Origin of the sequence: Streptomyces sp. NPDC058195, from assembly GCF_042883525.1 — a bacterium.
GTDB lineage: Bacteria > Actinomycetota > Actinomycetes > Streptomycetales > Streptomycetaceae > Streptomyces.
This window is the reverse complement of the sequence record NZ_JBHVVM010000021.1, coordinates 7146-22832: the sequence shown is the minus strand read 5'-3', so window position 1 is coordinate 22832 and position 15687 is coordinate 7146. Positions and strand designations below refer to the sequence as shown.

At 71.5% G+C, this 15687-nt stretch carries 10 protein-coding genes and 1 pseudogene; all 11 read left to right on the top strand.

Annotated features, from left to right (window positions below; genetic code table 11):
- Positions 1-3 precede the first annotated feature (3 nt).
- The 11 genes and pseudogenes from ACFVWY_RS24415 to ACFVWY_RS24365 all read left to right on the top strand — a co-directional run bounded on the left by ACFVWY_RS24415 (position 4) and on the right by ACFVWY_RS24365 (position 15520).
- The gene (locus tag ACFVWY_RS24415; RefSeq protein WP_389876152.1) at positions 4-360 is read left to right on the top strand and encodes a DUF4233 domain-containing protein; all 357 of its coding nucleotides are present in this window, start codon (positions 4-6) and stop codon (positions 358-360) included.
- 117 nt (positions 361-477) lie between these two features.
- Positions 478-891: a nucleoside-diphosphate kinase gene (ndk, locus tag ACFVWY_RS24410; RefSeq protein WP_389876150.1), complete on the top strand. Its 414-nt coding sequence runs from the start codon at positions 478-480 to the stop codon at positions 889-891.
- 289 nt (positions 892-1180) lie between these two features.
- Complete coding sequence (locus ACFVWY_RS24405; protein WP_352275303.1) at positions 1181-2200, top strand: rod shape-determining protein; 1020 nt, start codon at positions 1181-1183, stop codon at positions 2198-2200.
- Between the two features lie 98 nt (positions 2201-2298).
- The gene (gene mreC, locus ACFVWY_RS24400) at positions 2299-3351 is read left to right on the top strand and encodes a rod shape-determining protein MreC (protein ID WP_389876147.1); all 1053 of its coding nucleotides are present in this window, start codon (positions 2299-2301) and stop codon (positions 3349-3351) included.
- Positions 3352-3362: 11 nt separating this feature from the next.
- On the top strand, positions 3363-4025 hold the full coding sequence (gene mreD / locus ACFVWY_RS24395) for a rod shape-determining protein MreD (RefSeq protein ID WP_389876144.1): 663 nt from the start codon (positions 3363-3365) through the stop codon (positions 4023-4025).
- The gene (mrdA, locus tag ACFVWY_RS24390; protein WP_389876141.1) at positions 4022-6187 is read left to right on the top strand and encodes a penicillin-binding protein 2; all 2166 of its coding nucleotides are present in this window, start codon (positions 4022-4024) and stop codon (positions 6185-6187) included. Before mreD ends, mrdA begins: the two co-directional genes overlap by 4 nt.
- Positions 6187-7377, top strand: a complete 1191-nt coding sequence (rodA, locus tag ACFVWY_RS24385) for a rod shape-determining protein RodA (protein WP_389876138.1) — start codon at positions 6187-6189, stop codon at positions 7375-7377. Before mrdA ends, rodA begins: the two co-directional genes overlap by 1 nt.
- 92 nt (positions 7378-7469) lie before the next feature.
- Positions 7470-8375 (top strand): annotated as a pseudogene (locus tag ACFVWY_RS24380) (CHAD domain-containing protein); the annotation flags it as partial.
- 33 nt (positions 8376-8408) lie between these two features.
- Positions 8409-10334, top strand: coding sequence for a TIGR03960 family B12-binding radical SAM protein (locus ACFVWY_RS24375; protein ID WP_389876135.1), 1926 nt, complete (start codon positions 8409-8411; stop codon positions 10332-10334).
- A gap of 377 nt (positions 10335-10711) precedes the next feature.
- Complete coding sequence (locus ACFVWY_RS24370; RefSeq protein WP_389876132.1) at positions 10712-11494, top strand: TIGR03936 family radical SAM-associated protein; 783 nt, start codon at positions 10712-10714, stop codon at positions 11492-11494.
- A gap of 231 nt (positions 11495-11725) precedes the next feature.
- Positions 11726-15520 carry a ribonuclease E/G gene (locus ACFVWY_RS24365; protein ID WP_389876129.1) on the top strand — a complete coding sequence of 1265 codons (3795 nt, stop codon included), beginning with the start codon at positions 11726-11728 and terminating at the stop codon, positions 15518-15520.
- Positions 15521-15687: the final 167 nt, after the last annotated feature.

The following is a 15687-nucleotide window of genomic DNA, read 5'->3' as shown; positions in this document are numbered from 1 at the left end:
CCCATGCGTACGCTCTGTGCATCCACGCTCATCGGTGAGTTCTTCGTGATCGGCTTCGCCGGACTCGTCGCGATGAAGTCCGACGACCTGAGCAACGGCACGGTCTGGACGGTCTGCGGCATCGGCATGGCGCTCTCCGTGCTGCTGTGCGGGATGATCACTCGTCCCGGTGGTGTCCAGCTCGGCTGGGTGCTCCAGACCGCCCTCGTGCTGAGCGGTTTCTTCGTCCCGACGATGTTCATCCTCGGGGTCGTCTTCGCCGGGCTGTGGTGGGCCTCGGTCCACTACGGCCGCAAGATCGACGAGGCGAAGGCCCGCTGGGCGGCGCAGGAGGCGGCCGAGGCGCCGGCCGGTGCCTGACCGGGCGCCCGGCGGCCCCGGCAGGGCCCCTGGCGGCCAAACCCGGGCGCGGGCCCGGCTCCGCGCCCCTGTAGCCTCGATCCACCGCACCCGCATGCCTGCAAGGAGCCGCACACCATGACCCAGCGCACCCTCGTTCTCCTCAAGCCCGACGCTGTCCGGCGCGGACTGGTCGGCGAGATCGTCGGGCGGATCGAGCGCAAGGCCGACTGGCGGATCACCGCACTGGAGCTGCGCACCCTCGACCGCGCCACGCTGGAGCAGCACTACGCCGAGCACGTCGGCCGCCCGTTCTACGAGCCGCTGGTGGAGTTCATGCAGTCCGGACCGATCGTGGCGCTGGTCGCCGAGGGCGAGCGGGTCATCGAGGGCGTCCGTACGCTGGCCGGTCCCACCGACCCGATCGCCGCCGCGCCTGGCTCCATCCGCGGCGACTTCGGCACGATCACCCGGGAGAACCTCATCCACGCCTCGGACTCGGAGGAGTCCGCGGAGCGCGAGCTGAAGCTGTTCTTCCCCGGAATCGCCTGATCGCCGGTCAGCCGAACAGCGCTCAACCCTGGGGCGACCGAATTAATTCGGTCGCCCTTCGGTATAGGGTCCGGGATCGCGGGAACGCATCCCTCCGACGTAACGTCACCATGAGGGGAACGGTCATCCGTTCCGCTCGCAATGGCGAAGCACCCTCGCGCGGTGTCCGTCGGTACGCCACTACGATGGAATCTTCCACGCCCGCCGCGCTCAGCCCGCCATCCAGAACAAGCCATCATGCTTTCTTGGAAGGCCCGACGCATCCTCAATGGGGAACAAGGGGAACTCAATGTCGTTCATCGGCCGTGACATGGCTATCGACCTCGGGACTGCCAACACGCTGGTGTACGTCAGGGGGCGCGGCATCGTCCTGAACGAGCCGTCCGTCGTGGCCATCAACACCAACACCGGCGGCATCCTGGCGGTCGGCTCCGAGGCCAAGAAGATGATCGGCCGTACGCCGGGCAACATCGTTGCCGTACGGCCCCTGAAGGACGGCGTGATCGCCGACTTCGAGATCACCGAGCGGATGCTCCGCTACTTCATCCTGAAGATCCACAAGCGCCGTTACCTGGCCCGCCCGCGGGTCGTCGTCTGCGTGCCCTCCGGCATCACCGGTGTCGAGCGGCGCGCCGTCATCGAGGCGTCGACGCAGGCCGGCGCGCGCCAGGTGCACATCATCGAAGAGCCCATGGCGGCGGCCATCGGCTCCGGGCTGCCGGTTCACGAGGCCACCGGCAACATGGTCGTCGACATCGGCGGCGGCACCACCGAGGTCGCGGTCATCTCGCTGGGCGGAATCGTCACTGCCCAGTCCATCCGGGTCGCCGGTGACGAGCTGGACAACGCGATCATCCAGCACGTCAAGAAGGAGTACTCGCTCCTCCTCGGCGAGCGCACCTCCGAACAGATCAAGATCACGATCGGTTCGGCGTACGACATGGACAAGGACGAGCACACCGAGATCCGCGGCCGCGACCTGGTCTCCGGGCTGCCCAAGACCGTGGTCATTTCCGCCGCCGAGGTCCGCAAGGCCATCGAGGAGCCGGTCAACGCGATCGTCGACGCGGTGAAGACCACGCTCGACAAGTGCCCGCCGGAGCTCTCCGGCGACATCATGGACCGCGGCATCGTCCTCACCGGCGGCGGCGCGCTGCTGCGCGGGCTGGACGAGCGGCTGCGCCGTGAGACGGGCATGCCGATCCACATCGCGGAGGACCCGCTGGACTCGGTGGCGCTCGGCTCCGGCAAGTGCGTCGAGGAGTTCGAGGCGCTCCAGCAGGTGCTGGACGCCCAGCCCCGCAGGTGAACAACACCGGTCCGCCGTACGGAACGCCACCGTTGCGTACGGCCGATCGTTGATATACAGGCACGAACATTCCGACGAGGAAGGCACGGCCGCCGCACGTGAGGGACACACGAGAGAGCCGGCTGCTCCTGGTGCTGCTGATCGCCATCGCGTTCGCATTGATCACGGTGGATATCCGCGGAGGCGAGGAGTCGCCGGTGGACGGTGCCCGAAAGGCCGCCGCGGCGGCCTTCGGGCCGGTGGAGAACGGTGTCGCGGCCGCCGTCGACCCGGTGGGCAACGCCATAGGGGCGGTGCGTGAATCGGGGGCGCGGCACACCCGGATCGCCCAGCTGGAGCAGGAGAACGCCAGACTCCGCACGGAGCTGGGCAGTGACGACCGCAACCGCAGCCGGGTCCGGGAGCTGGACCGGATGCTGAAGAAGTCGGCCACCGGGCAGTACGGCATCAAGGGGGCCGAGGTCATCGCCATAGGAGCGGCCCAGGGCTTCTCCTGGACGATCACCATCGACGCGGGTTCCCAGGACGGCATCAAGCGCGACATGACCGTCATCAACGGTGACGGCCTGGTGGGCCGGGTCACCACCGTCGGCCCGGACACCGCCACGGTGCTCCTGGCCAACGACCCCGACTTCACCGTCGGCACCCGGATGGAGAAGACCGACGAGCTGGGCTTCGCCACCGGCCAGGGCTCCCAGCCGCTGTCGGTCCAGTTCCTCAACGGCAAGGCCAAGGTGAAGAAGGGCGACCGGCTGGTCACCTTCGGCTCCAGCAAGGACAAGCCGTTCGTGCCCGGGGTTCCGGTCGGCGAGGTCGTCCGCGTCGACCCGTCCGGCGGCGGTCTGACCCGTACGGTCTACGTCCGCCCGTACGTCGGGTTCACCAAGCTCGACATCGTCGGCGTCGTGGTCCAGGCACCGCGCGAGGACCCCCGGGACATGGTGCTGCCCAAGCAGCCGGCCAAGCCCGCCAAGCCGAAGCCCACGCCGACCGTCACGGTCACGATCTCGCCCAACGGTGACATCGTCGACACCGCCGGGAACGTCGTCGGGAACATCCACGAGAGCCCGGACGCCAGTAACAGCCCGGACCCGAACGGCGATTCGAACGCCACCCCGAACACCGGTACCGCGGTCGACGAGCAGAGGTAGAGCTGATTTCCATGCGTCTGAACCGGATTCTGCTCTCCGCCGTCCTGGTCGTCGTCGCCCTGGTCGTCCAGGTCTCCGTGCTCGCCCGGCTCCAGCTCCCCGGCGCGGTCCCCGACCTGCTGCTGCTCGTCGTGCTCGGTCTCGCCTTCGTGTACGGGCACGTCAGCGGCGCCCTGGTCGGCTTCGGCGCGGGGCTCCTCGCGGACCTGGCGCCGCCCGCGGATCACGCCGCCGGGCGGTACGCGCTGGTGCTCTGCGTCATCGGCTACCTCGCCGGGCTGGTGAAGCCCGAGACCGGGCAGCTGAAGTCGGCGATGGTCCCGATGATCGGCGTGGTCTCCGCGGCGATCGGCTCGACCCTGCTGTACGCGCTGGTCGGCGCGCTCGTCGGGGACACGGCGGCCCGCCACGTGGGCCTGGGCAGCCTGCTGTTCACCGCAGCCGTCTACGACCTGCTGCTCGCGCCCTTCGTCGTCCCGCTCGTCATGGCCGCCGCCAGACGCACGGCGGGCGATCCGCTCGCCGACACCGGCGGCGGCGGGGACGTGGCCGCGGGCTGGCTCGCCTCCGGCACCGGCCTCCGCATCGGCAGCCAGCGCGGCGGACTGCGCGTCAAGGCGGCCCGTAACCGCGCGGCCCGCGCCGGACGTATCAAGGGGGTCAAGCGCCTGTGACCAACATCCCCGAGACCGGCCGGACCCCGCGGGTCCAGATCCGTCTCGTCGTCATCCAGGTCCTCGTCTTCTCCCTGCTGCTCACCCTTGGCGGACGGCTCTGGTACCTCCAGATCCGCAACGGCCAGGAGTACAGCGACGAGGCGAAGAACAACCACGTCCAGCAGGTCGTCCAGCCCGCCGTCCGGGGCGCCATCCTCGACGCGCGCGGGGTTCCCCTCGCCGACAACGAGACCCGGCTGGTGGTCTCCGCCAGCCGCACCGAGCTGCTGAAGATGAAGGACGACGGCAAGAGCGTCCTGACCCGGCTCGCCGGGGTCCTCGACATGAAGCCCAAGGAGGTCCTCGACAAGGTCCGGCTCTGCGACGCGAAGACGCCGCAGCCCTGCTGGAACGGCTCGCCGTACCAGCCGATCCCGGTCACCGACGAGGCCACCACCCAGCAGGCCCTGACGATCCGCGAGCGCGCCGAGGACTTCCCCGGGATCACGGCCGAACCCACCGCCGTACGCCGCTACGCCGCCCCCGGCAAGGCCAACACCGCGCAGGTCCTCGGCTATCTCTCGCCGGTCACCGACGAGGAGATCACCAAGGCCCAGAACACCGACTCGCCGTACCTGCGCTCCGACCAGGTCGGCCGCTCCGGCCTGGAGCGCACCTACGACAAGGAGCTGCGCGGCAAGGCCGGGGTCACCCGCTACGAGGTCGACAACCTCGGCCGGGTCATCGGCCAGGCGAAGAACGACGAGGCGGAGCCCGGCTCCAGCGTCGTCACCTCCATCGACGCCCGGGTCCAGGCCGTCGCCGAGTACGAGCTGAACGGGGCGATGAAGGAGGCCCGCAAGGCCTTCGACAAGAACACCGGGGAGAACTACAAGGCCGACTCCGGCGCCGTCGTCGTCATGGAGGCGAAGACCGGCCGGGTCGTCGCGATGGCCTCGCTGCCCAACTACGACCCCAACTCCTGGGTCGGCGGCATCTCCGCCAAGGACTACGCCAAGCTGACCGGCAAGAACTCCAACTTCCCGCTGCTGAACCGGGCCATCCAGGGCCAGGCCGCCCCCGGCTCGATCTTCAAGGTCATCTCCTCGACCGCCGCGGTCAACGCCGGATACGCCTTCGACGGCCACTACCCCTGCCCCAGCTCGTACAGCATCGGCGGCCAGACCTTCACGAACTACGAGTCCCAGGGATACGGCGACATCACCATCGGCCGGGCCCTGGAGGTCTCCTGCGACACCGTCTACTACGGCCTCGCCCACAAGGAGTGGCTGAAGGACGGCGGCATGAACCCGAAGAAGCACCCCAAGGACTGGTTCTTCAAGACCGCCCACCAGTTCGGCCTCGGCAAGGAGACCGGCATCGACCTCCCCAACGAGGTCAGTGGCCGCGTCCCCGACCGCGAGTGGAAGCAGAAGTTCTTCGACGCCAACCAGGACGCCTGGTGCAAGCAGGGCAAGAAGGACGGCACGTACGTCGAGCAGATCGCGTACGAGAACTGCCGCGAGGGCGACAAGATGCGCGCCGGTGACTCCGTCAACTACTCGATCGGCCAGGGTGACACGCTCGTCACCCCGATACAGATGGCCACCATCTACGCCGCGATCTCCAACGGCGGCACGCTCTACGACCCGACCGTCGGCAAGGCGATCGTCAGCGGCGACGGCAAGCAGGTCCAGGAGATCAAGCCGAAGTCGCACGGCAAGCTGCCCTTCACCCGCAAGACCCGCAACGACATCGACCAGGCCCTCGCGGGCGTCGCGACCGTCGGTTCGGCCGCCTGGCGGTTCGGCGGCTGGCCGCAGGACAAGATCCCGATGCACGCCAAGACGGGTACGGCCGAGGTCTACGGCAAGCAGACGACCTCCTGGTTCGCCACGTACACCAAGGACTACTCGATCGTCATGACGATCTCCCAGGGCGGTACGGGCTCCGGCGCCTCCGGGCCCGCCGTGCGCAACATCTACGACGCGATCTACGGGCTCGACGACTCCGGCAACCAGGACCCGAAGAAGGCGCTGCTGCCCGCTCCGCAGAAGGCCCTGCCGAAGATCCAGCCGGACGGCTCGATCGACGCCCCGGCCATCAAGCCGTACAACCCGAACTCACAGAAGACCCCCGACAGCCAGACCCTCGCCGCGATCGTGGGGAGGCGCGACTGATGGCCGGATTCTCCGTCCAGCGGTACGCCCCCGAGCGCAGCGCCTGGGCCCGACTCGTCGCCCGGGACTCGGTGGTCCGCAAGCTGGACTGGCCGCTGCTCGGGTCCGCCCTCGCGCTCTCCTTCATCGGCTCGCTGCTGGTCTACTCGGCGACCCGGGGACGCGACTCCCTCAACCACGGCGACCCGTACTACTTCTTCTTCCGTCACGCCCTCAACACCGGCATCGGCTTCGCCCTGATGATCGGCACGATCTGGCTCGGCCACCGGACCCTGCGCGGTGCCGTCCCGATCCTGTACGGCCTCTCGGTGATCCTGGTGCTGGCGGTGCTCACCCCGCTCGGCGCCACCGTCAACGGCGCCCACGCGTGGATCATCATCGGCGGGGGCTTCTCGCTCCAGCCGTCCGAGTTCACCAAGATCACCATCATCCTGGTGATGGCGATGCTGCTCGCCGAGCGCGTCGACGCGGGCGACCAGCTCCACCCCGACCACCGGACCGTCGCCAAGGCCCTCGGTCTGGCCGCCGTCCCGATGGCCATCGTCATGGGCATGCCCGACCTCGGCTCGGTGATGGTCATGGCCGTCATCGTGCTCGGCGTGCTGCTCGCCTCCGGGGCCTCGCACCGCTGGATCGGCGGACTGCTCGGCGCGGGCGTGGCCGGTGCCGTCGCGGTCTGGCAGCTCGGCCTGCTCGACGAGTACCAGATCGCCCGCTTCGCCGCCTTCGCCAACCCCGCGCTCGACCCGGCGGGCGTCGGCTACAACACCAACCAGGCCCGCATCGCGATCGGCTCCGGCGGTCTCACCGGCACCGGCCTCTTCCAGGGCACCCAGACCACCGGGCAGTTCGTCCCCGAACAGCAGACCGACTTCGTCTTCACCGTCGCGGGCGAGGAGCTCGGCTTCCTCGGCGCCGGACTGATCCTCGTCCTGCTCGGCGTCGTGCTCTGGCGGGCCTGCCGGATCGCCCGCGAGACGACCGAGCTGTACGGCACGATCGTCGCCGCCGGGATCATCGCCTGGTTCGCCTTCCAGGCCTTCGAGAACATCGGGATGACGCTCGGCATCATGCCGGTGGCCGGTCTCCCGCTGCCCTTCGTCTCGTACGGCGGCTCCTCGATGTTCGCCGTATGGGTGGCGGTCGGGCTGCTCCAGTCGATCAGGGTGCAGCGGCCGATAAGCGCCTGAACCGGCACGGACCGGATGAATCGCCGTAGATTCGGGGTATGGCGTACACGAAGCACGGCAAGCGGCGGAAGCGGTGCGCCGACGCCGGGGGACCGGCCACCACGGGCGACCACCTGCTCGCGTACGTACGCGAGCAGACCGAAGCGATCGGCGCCCTCGAACCCGCCGTCCGCCAGGATCTGCCCGACGCCGTGCACCGGATGCGGGTCGCCGCCCGCAGACTGCGCAGCGCCCTGCGCACCCACCGCCGCCTCCTCGACCGCAACGCCACCGATCCGCTCCGCGACGAGCTGAAGTGGCTGGCCGCCGAGCTGGGTCTCGACCGTGACCAGGAGGTGCTCGACGCCCGGCTGCGCGCCCGCCTCGACGAACTGCCCCGCACCCTGGTCCTCGGCCCGGTTCACGCCCGGCTGCGGATCCGGTCGGCGGCCCGGCGGGGTGACACCCGCCGCCGTACCGTCGCCGTGCTCGACGGGCGCCGCTACCGGGCCCTCCTGGACGGCCTCGCCGTCCTCCTCGCCGACCCGCCGCTGCTCCCCGCCGCCTCCCGCGACCCCGCCAGGACGCTGCCCCGCGCGGTGCTCAAGGAGTACCGCCGCCTCGCCGCCCGGGTCGCCCGCGCCCTGGACCTCCCGCCCGGCCCCGACCGGGACCGCGCTCTGCACGAGGCCCGCAAGGCCGCCAAGCGCGCCCGGTACGCCGCGGAGGCCGCCCGCCCCGCGCTCGGCAGGCCCGCCAAGCGGTTCGCCGCACGGATGAAGGCCGTACAGAACCTGCTGGGCGACCACCACGACGGCGTGGTGGCCCGCGAGGAACTGCGTCTCCTGGCCGCCGGTTCCCACGCCGCGGGCGAGTCCGCCTTCACCTGGGGGCTGCTGTACGGGCGGGAGGAAGCCGCCGCCGCGGCCCGCGAACGGGAGCTCGTCCGCGTCTGGGAACGGGCCTCGCGGGCCGGGCTCAGGGCGGCACTGGAAGACCGGGCATCAAGGTACGCTTGATGGTCACCCCATGCCCGCTCTCGAAAGTGCGCGATGTCTGTCGACTCGGTCTTCCCACAGCTCGAAGCTCTGCTCCCGCATGTGCAGAAGCCCATCCAGTACGTCGGCGGTGAGCTGAACTCCACCGTCAAGCCATGGGACGCGTGCGACGTCCGCTGGGCGCTGATGTACCCGGACGCGTACGAGGTCGGACTGCCCAACCAGGGCGTCATGATCCTCTACGAGGTACTCAACGAGCGCCAGGGGGTCCTCGCCGAGCGCACCTACAGCGTGTGGCCGGACCTTGAGGCGCTGATGCGCGAGCACAAGGTCCCGCAGTTCACCGTGGACAGCCACCGCCCCGTCAAGGCGTTCGACGTCTTCGGGCTGAGCTTCTCCACCGAGCTGGGCTACACCAACATGCTCGCCGCCCTCGACCTCGCGGGCATCCCGCTGAACGCCGCGGACCGCACCCTGGACGACCCGATCGTGCTGGCGGGCGGTCACGCCGCGTTCAACCCCGAGCCGGTCGCCGAGTTCATCGACTGCGCGGTCATCGGCGACGGCGAGCAGGCCGTCCTGGAGATCACCGAGGTCGTCCGCGCCTGGAAGGCCGAGGGCCGCCCTGGTGGCCGCGAGGAGGTGCTGCTGCGTCTCGCGAAGACCGGCGGCGTCTACGTACCGGGCTTCTACGACGTCGAGTACCTCCCGGACGGGCGCATCGGCCGGGTCGTGCCCAACCGCTCGGGCGTGCCGTGGCGGGTGTCCAAGCACACCGTGATGGACCTCGACGAGTGGCCGTACCCGAAGCAGCCGCTCGTCCCGCTCGCCGAGACCGTCCACGAGCGGATGTCCGTCGAGATCTTCCGCGGCTGCACCCGCGGCTGCCGTTTCTGCCAGGCCGGCATGATCACGCGCCCCGTGCGGGAGCGAAGCATCACCGGCATCGGCGAGATGGTCGACAAGGGCCTCAAGGCGACCGGCTTCGAGGAGGTCGGCCTGCTCTCGCTCTCCTCCGCGGACCACACCGAGATCGGCGAGATCGCCAAGGGCCTCGCCGACCGGTACACCGAGGACAAGATCGGTCTCTCGCTGCCCTCCACCCGCGTCGACGCGTTCAACGTGGACCTGGCCAACGAGCTGACCCGCAACGGCCGCCGCTCCGGTCTCACCTTCGCACCCGAGGGCGGCTCCGAGCGGATGCGCAAGGTCATCAACAAGATGGTCTCGGAAGAAGACCTCATCCGCACGGTGGCCACCGCGTACGGCAACGGCTGGCGCCAGGTGAAGCTGTACTTCATGTGCGGCCTGCCCACCGAGACCGACGAGGACGTCCTCCAGATCGGCGACATGGCGGTCAACGTGATCGCCAAGGGCCGCGAGGTCTCCGGGCAGAACGACATCCGCTGCACCGTCTCCATCGGCGGTTTCGTGCCCAAGCCGCACACGCCCTTCCAGTGGGCCCCGCAGCTGAGCGCCGAGGAGACCGACGAGCGCCTGGCCAAGCTCCGCGACAAGATCCGCGGGGACAAGAAGTACGGCCGCTCCATCGGCTTCCGCTACCACGACGGCAAGCCGGGCATCGTCGAGGGCCTGCTCTCCCGCGGTGACCGCCGCGTCGGCTCCGTCATCCGCGCGGTCTACGAGTCCGGCGGCCGTTTCGACGGCTGGCGCGAGCACTTCAGCTACGACCGCTGGATGACCGCGGCCGGGAAGACACTGCCCGGCTACGGCGTGGACGTCGACTGGTACACCACCCGCGAGCGCAGCTACGAGGAGGTCCTGCCCTGGGACCACCTGGACTCCGGTCTGGACAAGGACTGGCTCTGGGAGGACTGGCAGGACGCGCTCGACGAGACCGAGGTCGAGGACTGCCGCTGGACCCCGTGCTTCGACTGTGGCGTCTGCCCTCAGATGGACACGAGCATCCAGATCGGCCCGACCGGCAGGAAGCTGCTGCCGCTGTCGGTCGTGAAGTAGCCGCCGCGAGAAGCGTCATGCCCGGACCACCGCCGGGCACCGAGGGCCCGGCCGGGGAATCCGGACCGGGCCTTCCGCGTGCCGGACGCCGACCGGCTGACCGGGGCGCACGGGCCCGGCGGACCGGGGGCGCACGAGGCCGGGGAACCGGGGAGGTCCCTTGCGCGTACTCTGGGTAGTACACGACTGTGCCCTGCGCGGCGCCCGAACCAGAGATCTCCTCGCCCGGAACGCATGAGGCCGGGTGGGGGTGAGCCGGACCGGACACCCCGGGCCACCCCAAATTTCGAGGGCGGCGTGCCACCGCGTCCGCCCCGCACCGAGGAGAAGAACCACTGGGCAAGCGACAGCCCGAAGGCCCGCCGCCCGCACCGGCGGTGCAGCGCATCCGACTGCGCTACACCAAGCGCGGCCGCCTCCGGTTCACCAGTCACCGTGACTTCCAGCGCGCCTTCGAGCGGGCCCTGCGCCGCTCCGAGGTGCCGATGGCCTACTCGGCGGGATTCACCCCGCACCCGAAGGTCTCGTACGCCAACGCGGCCCCGACCGGTACGGGCAGCGAGGCGGAGTTCCTGGAGATCGCCCTCACCGAGGCCCGCGATCCGGCGGTCCTGCGCGAGCTGCTCAACGACTCGCTGCCGGACGGCCTCGACATTACCGACGCCGTGGAGGCCCGTACCTCCGGCCTCGCCGACCGGCTGACGGCCTCCATCTGGGAGCTGCGGCTGGACGGCGTGGAGAGCGCGGCCGCGACCGAGGCGGTGGACGCCTTCAACCGGGCGGCGACCGTGGAGGTCCAGCGCCGCGCGAAGAACGGCATGCGCACCTTCGACGCCCGAGCGGCCGTGGTCGACCTGCGGGTCCTTGATCCACAGGCTGATAGGCCCGGGGACAAGCCCTGTGCGATACTGCGGCTGGTTGTTCGGCACGTGACACCTGCCGTGCGACCTGACGACGTCCTGTCCGGTCTTCACGTTGTGGCCGACCTGGCGCCGCCGGTCCCCGCAGCGGTGACCAGGCTGGCGCAGGGGCTCTTCGACGAGGAGTCCGGCACGGTGACCGACCCGCTCGCGCCCGACCGCGAGGCAGCCCCGGCCGTTCCACCCACGGCCACCGGGACCGCCGTCGCGACGGCGCCGGAAGGTGCAGGTTCCGCGTAAGGCGGTCGTTGCGGCGCGGCCTTCGACCCGGACCCATCCGGATCGGGCCGCGCGATGACCCAATAAGACTTTCGCCAGGCCGTCCGCCCCGCGCGTACGGAACCGGCGAGCCAGACACTGAGCTCCCGTGCGGCGCCCGCGCCCCGGACGGCGGAGCCGCGTATCTCACGCGGACCGTGCCGGACCGGAATCAGGCGCGGCGCCCGGGAGCCTGACGGGAGAACCGCCCGCATGCCCCAGTCCAATGAGCCCGGTACGGCCGGGAACAGCGAAGAGAACAACGCACCCGGCGACAAGCTGCCGCCGCGCCGCAGGCGCCGCGCCGCGTCCCGCCCGGCCGGTCCGCCGGTGACGGAGGAGCGCGCCGCGCAGGAGTCCGCGTCGGCCGCCGACGCCGCGGTGTCCGACGGCAAGCCCGCCGAGGCCGCCGCGCCGGAGGAGGCGGCGCCCGCCGCCCGGCCGCGCCGTCGTGCGGTGCGCAAGGCGACGTCCGCGGCGGGTGCGCCGAAGGCCGCCGAGGTGACGGAGGCCGCGGAGGCCCCCGAGACCGTCGAGCCGGTGGCCGTGGAGGCCCCTGCCCCTGAGGCCCCTGAGGCCCCTGAGGTCGTCGAGGCGGCGCCTGCCGCCCGGCCGCGTCGTCGTGCGGTGCGTAAGGCGACGTCTGCGGCGGGTGCGCCGAAGGCCGCTGAGGTGACGGAGGCCGCGGAGGCCCCCGAGCCGGTCGCCGAGGCCGAGCCCGAGGCCGCTGAGGCGGCTCCGGCGCGTACGCGTCGTCGTGCGGTGCGCAAGGCGACGTCTCCGGCGGGTGCGCCGAAGGCCGCCGAGGCCGTGGAGATCGTTGCGGAGGCCCCGGCCGTCGCCGAGCCCCAGCCGGTCGCCGAGGCGGAGCCCGAGGCCGCTGGGAGCGTCGGGACGGAGCCCGTGGCCGAGGACACCGCGCCGCGCGGCCGTCAGCGCCGCCGGGCCACCGCCGCCGCCGGGCGGCCGGAGTTCACGGCCACGGCCGAGGAGCCCGTGCGCAAGAGCCGTCGCGCCACGCGCCCCGCCGTGGCGGTGTTCCAGGCGCCGGTCTTCGCCGAGCCGATGTTCCAGACCCCGGAGACCGCCGCCGCGGCCGCCGCCGCCTCGCGTGTCGAGGAGAGCGCCGTCGCCGAGGAGGAGGAGACCGAGGTCGTCGAGGAGCCGATGGCCGCCGTCGAGGCCGCGCCGCAGTCCGGTTCCCGTCGCCGTCGCCGCCGTCGTGGTGAGGCCGCCGAGCCCGAGCAGGCCGCCGCCCCCGAGGCGGAGGAGCCGGCCGAGGAGGAGCCCGCCGAGGAGCAGGAGCCCGACGCCGAGTCCGAGGGCGACGAGACGGACGAGTACGGGGACCGGCCCTCGCGCCGTCGCCGTCGCGGAGGCCGTCGCCGTCGCCGTGGTGAGGCCCACGACGGCGAGGAGGCCGGGGAGCAGCACGCCGAGGAGGCCGCTGACCACGCCGAGGACGAGCCTGAGCACGCCGCGGAGTCCGAGGACGAGGACGAGGACCAGGAGGCGTCCGCCGGGGGTTCCAGCAGCAGCCGCCGTCGCCGTCGCCGCCGCCGCCGCAGTGGCGACGCCGCGGCCGACGCCGAGAGCGGCGCGGACGACCCGGAGCGTACGGTCGTCAAGGTCCGCGAGCCCCGCCGCAAGGAGGAGCGCGAGCCCGGCACCGGCTTCGACGAGGTCCAGTCCATCAAGGGCTCGACGCGTATGGAGGCCAAGAAGCAGCGCCGCCGCGAGGGCCGCGAGCAGGGCCGCCGCCGCGTCCCGATCATCACCGAGGCCGAGTTCCTGGCCCGCCGCGAGGCCGTGGAGCGGGTCATGGTCGTCCGCCAGAACGGTGACCGTACCCAGATCGGTGTCCTTGAGGACAACGTGCTCGTCGAGCACTACGTCAACAAGGAGCAGGCGACCAGCTACGTCGGCAACGTCTACCTGGGCAAGGTGCAGAACGTCCTGCCGTCCATGGAGGCCGCCTTCGTCGACATCGGCAAGGGCCGCAACGCCGTGCTCTACGCCGGTGAGGTGAACTTCGAGGCGCTCGGCATGGCCCACGGCCCGCGCCGCATCGAGACCGCGCTCAAGTCCGGCCAGTCGGTCCTCGTGCAGGTCACCAAGGACCCGATCGGCCACAAGGGTGCCCGCCTGACCAGCCAGGTCTCGCTGCCCGGCCGCTACCTGGTCTATGTGCCCGAGGGCTCGATGACCGGCATCAGCCGCAAGCTGCCCGACACCGAGCGGGCCCGGCTGAAGACCATCCTCAAGAAGATCGTCCCCGAGGACGCGGGCGTCATCGTCCGCACCGCCGCGGAGGGCGCGAGCGAGGACGAGCTGCGCCGCGACGTCGAGCGGCTCCAGCAGCAGTGGGAGGACATCCAGAAGAAGTCGAAGAGCACCGGCAGTTCCAACGCGCCGACGCTGCTCTACGGAGAGCCGGACATGACCGTCCGGGTCGTCCGCGACATCTTCAACGAGGACTTCTCCAAGGTCATCGTCAGCGGCGACGACGCGTGGGAGACCATCTACGGATACGTCTCCCAGGTGGCTCCCGACCTGACGGACCGGCTGTCGCGCTGGACCTCCGAGGTCGACATCTTCGCGACGTACCGGATCGACGAGCAGCTGATGAAGGCGCTGGACCGGAAGGTCTATCTGCCCAGCGGCGGCTCGCTGGTGATCGACAAGACCGAGGCGATGGTCGTCGTCGACGTCAACACCGGCAAGTTCACCGGTCAGGGCGGCAACCTCGAGGAGACCGTCACCAAGAACAACCTGGAGGCGGCCGAGGAGATCGTGCGCCAGCTGCGGCTGCGCGACCTCGGCGGCATCGTCGTCGTCGACTTCATCGACATGGTGCTGGAGTCCAACCGGGACCTGGTGCTGCGGCGCCTGCTGGAGTGCCTGGGACGCGACCGCACCAAGCACCAGGTCGCCGAGGTCACGTCGCTGGGCCTGGTCCAGATGACCCGCAAGCGGGTGGGCCAGGGGCTGCTGGAGTCCTTCTCCGAGACCTGTGTCCACTGCAACGGGCGCGGCGTGATCGTCCACATGGAGCAGCCGGCCTCGGTCGGTGGCGGCGGCAAGCGTTCCAAGAAGCGCGGCCGTGGAGGTGCGGACCACGAGCACGTGACCGAGGCCGTGGCCGAGACCGAGACCGAGATCGAGACCGAGGCCGAGGTCGCCGCCGAGGCGGCTGCCCCGGTGGCGCTGCCCGAGCCTGATTTCGCCCCGGACGAGGAGCTGTACAGCAGCCCGGCCGAGGCGGAGGCGGCGGCCCGTGGCCGTGGCCGTCGTCGGGCGACTCGTAAGGCGACCGCTCCGGCGGGTGCCCCGAAGGCCGCCGGGCAGGAGCCCGTCGTGGCCGCCGCGCCCGTCGCGCCCGAGCCCGAGCCGGTCGTGGCGCCGGAGCCGGTCGCCGAGGCTCCCGCCCCGGTGGCCGAGGAGGAGGCCCAGGCCCCCGTGGCCGAGGCCGCCCCGCCGCGTGCGCGCCGCCGGGCGACCCGTAAGGCGACCGCTCCGGCGGGTGCCCCGGCCCCGGCCGCTCCGTCTGAGGAGGCCGCCCCGGTGCAGGCCGCCGAGCCCGAGCCTGCTCCGGCCGCACAGCCCGAGGCCGCACCCGAGGAGGCGCCCGTCGAGGCCGCCCCGCCGCGTGCGCGCCGCCGGGTGACGCGTAAGGTCACCGCCCCCGCGGGCTCGCCCGCCGGTGCGGACGGCGCCGAGGTCGTCGTGGTGACGGAGCCGAAGCCGGACGCGGCGCCGAAGCCGGTCGCCGAGGCGAAGCCCGACGCCGAGCCGACGCCGGACGCCGATTCGGCCGAAGCGGTGGCCCCGGCCAAGAAGGCGGCCCGCAAGACCGCCAAGAAGGCCACGGCCAAGAAGGCGGCCACCAAGAAGACGGCGGTCAAGAAGACCACCGCGAAGAAGACGACGGCCAAGAAGGCGGCGAAGAAGACCGCCACCGCGGAGAAGACGGCCAAGGCCGCCGCTCCCGCCGACGCCGAGAGCTGACCTCGGCCGGAACACAACGGAGGGGTGGGGGGGGGGGCGGGGCCCCGTTGGTGTGCGCTCCCGGGGCCCGCTCCCCCTCCCCCCCCCCCCCCCCCCCCCCCGGCGGGGGGGGGGGGGGGGGGGGGGCCCCCCCCCTCTGGGGCCCCCCCCCCCGCGCCCCTCATCCG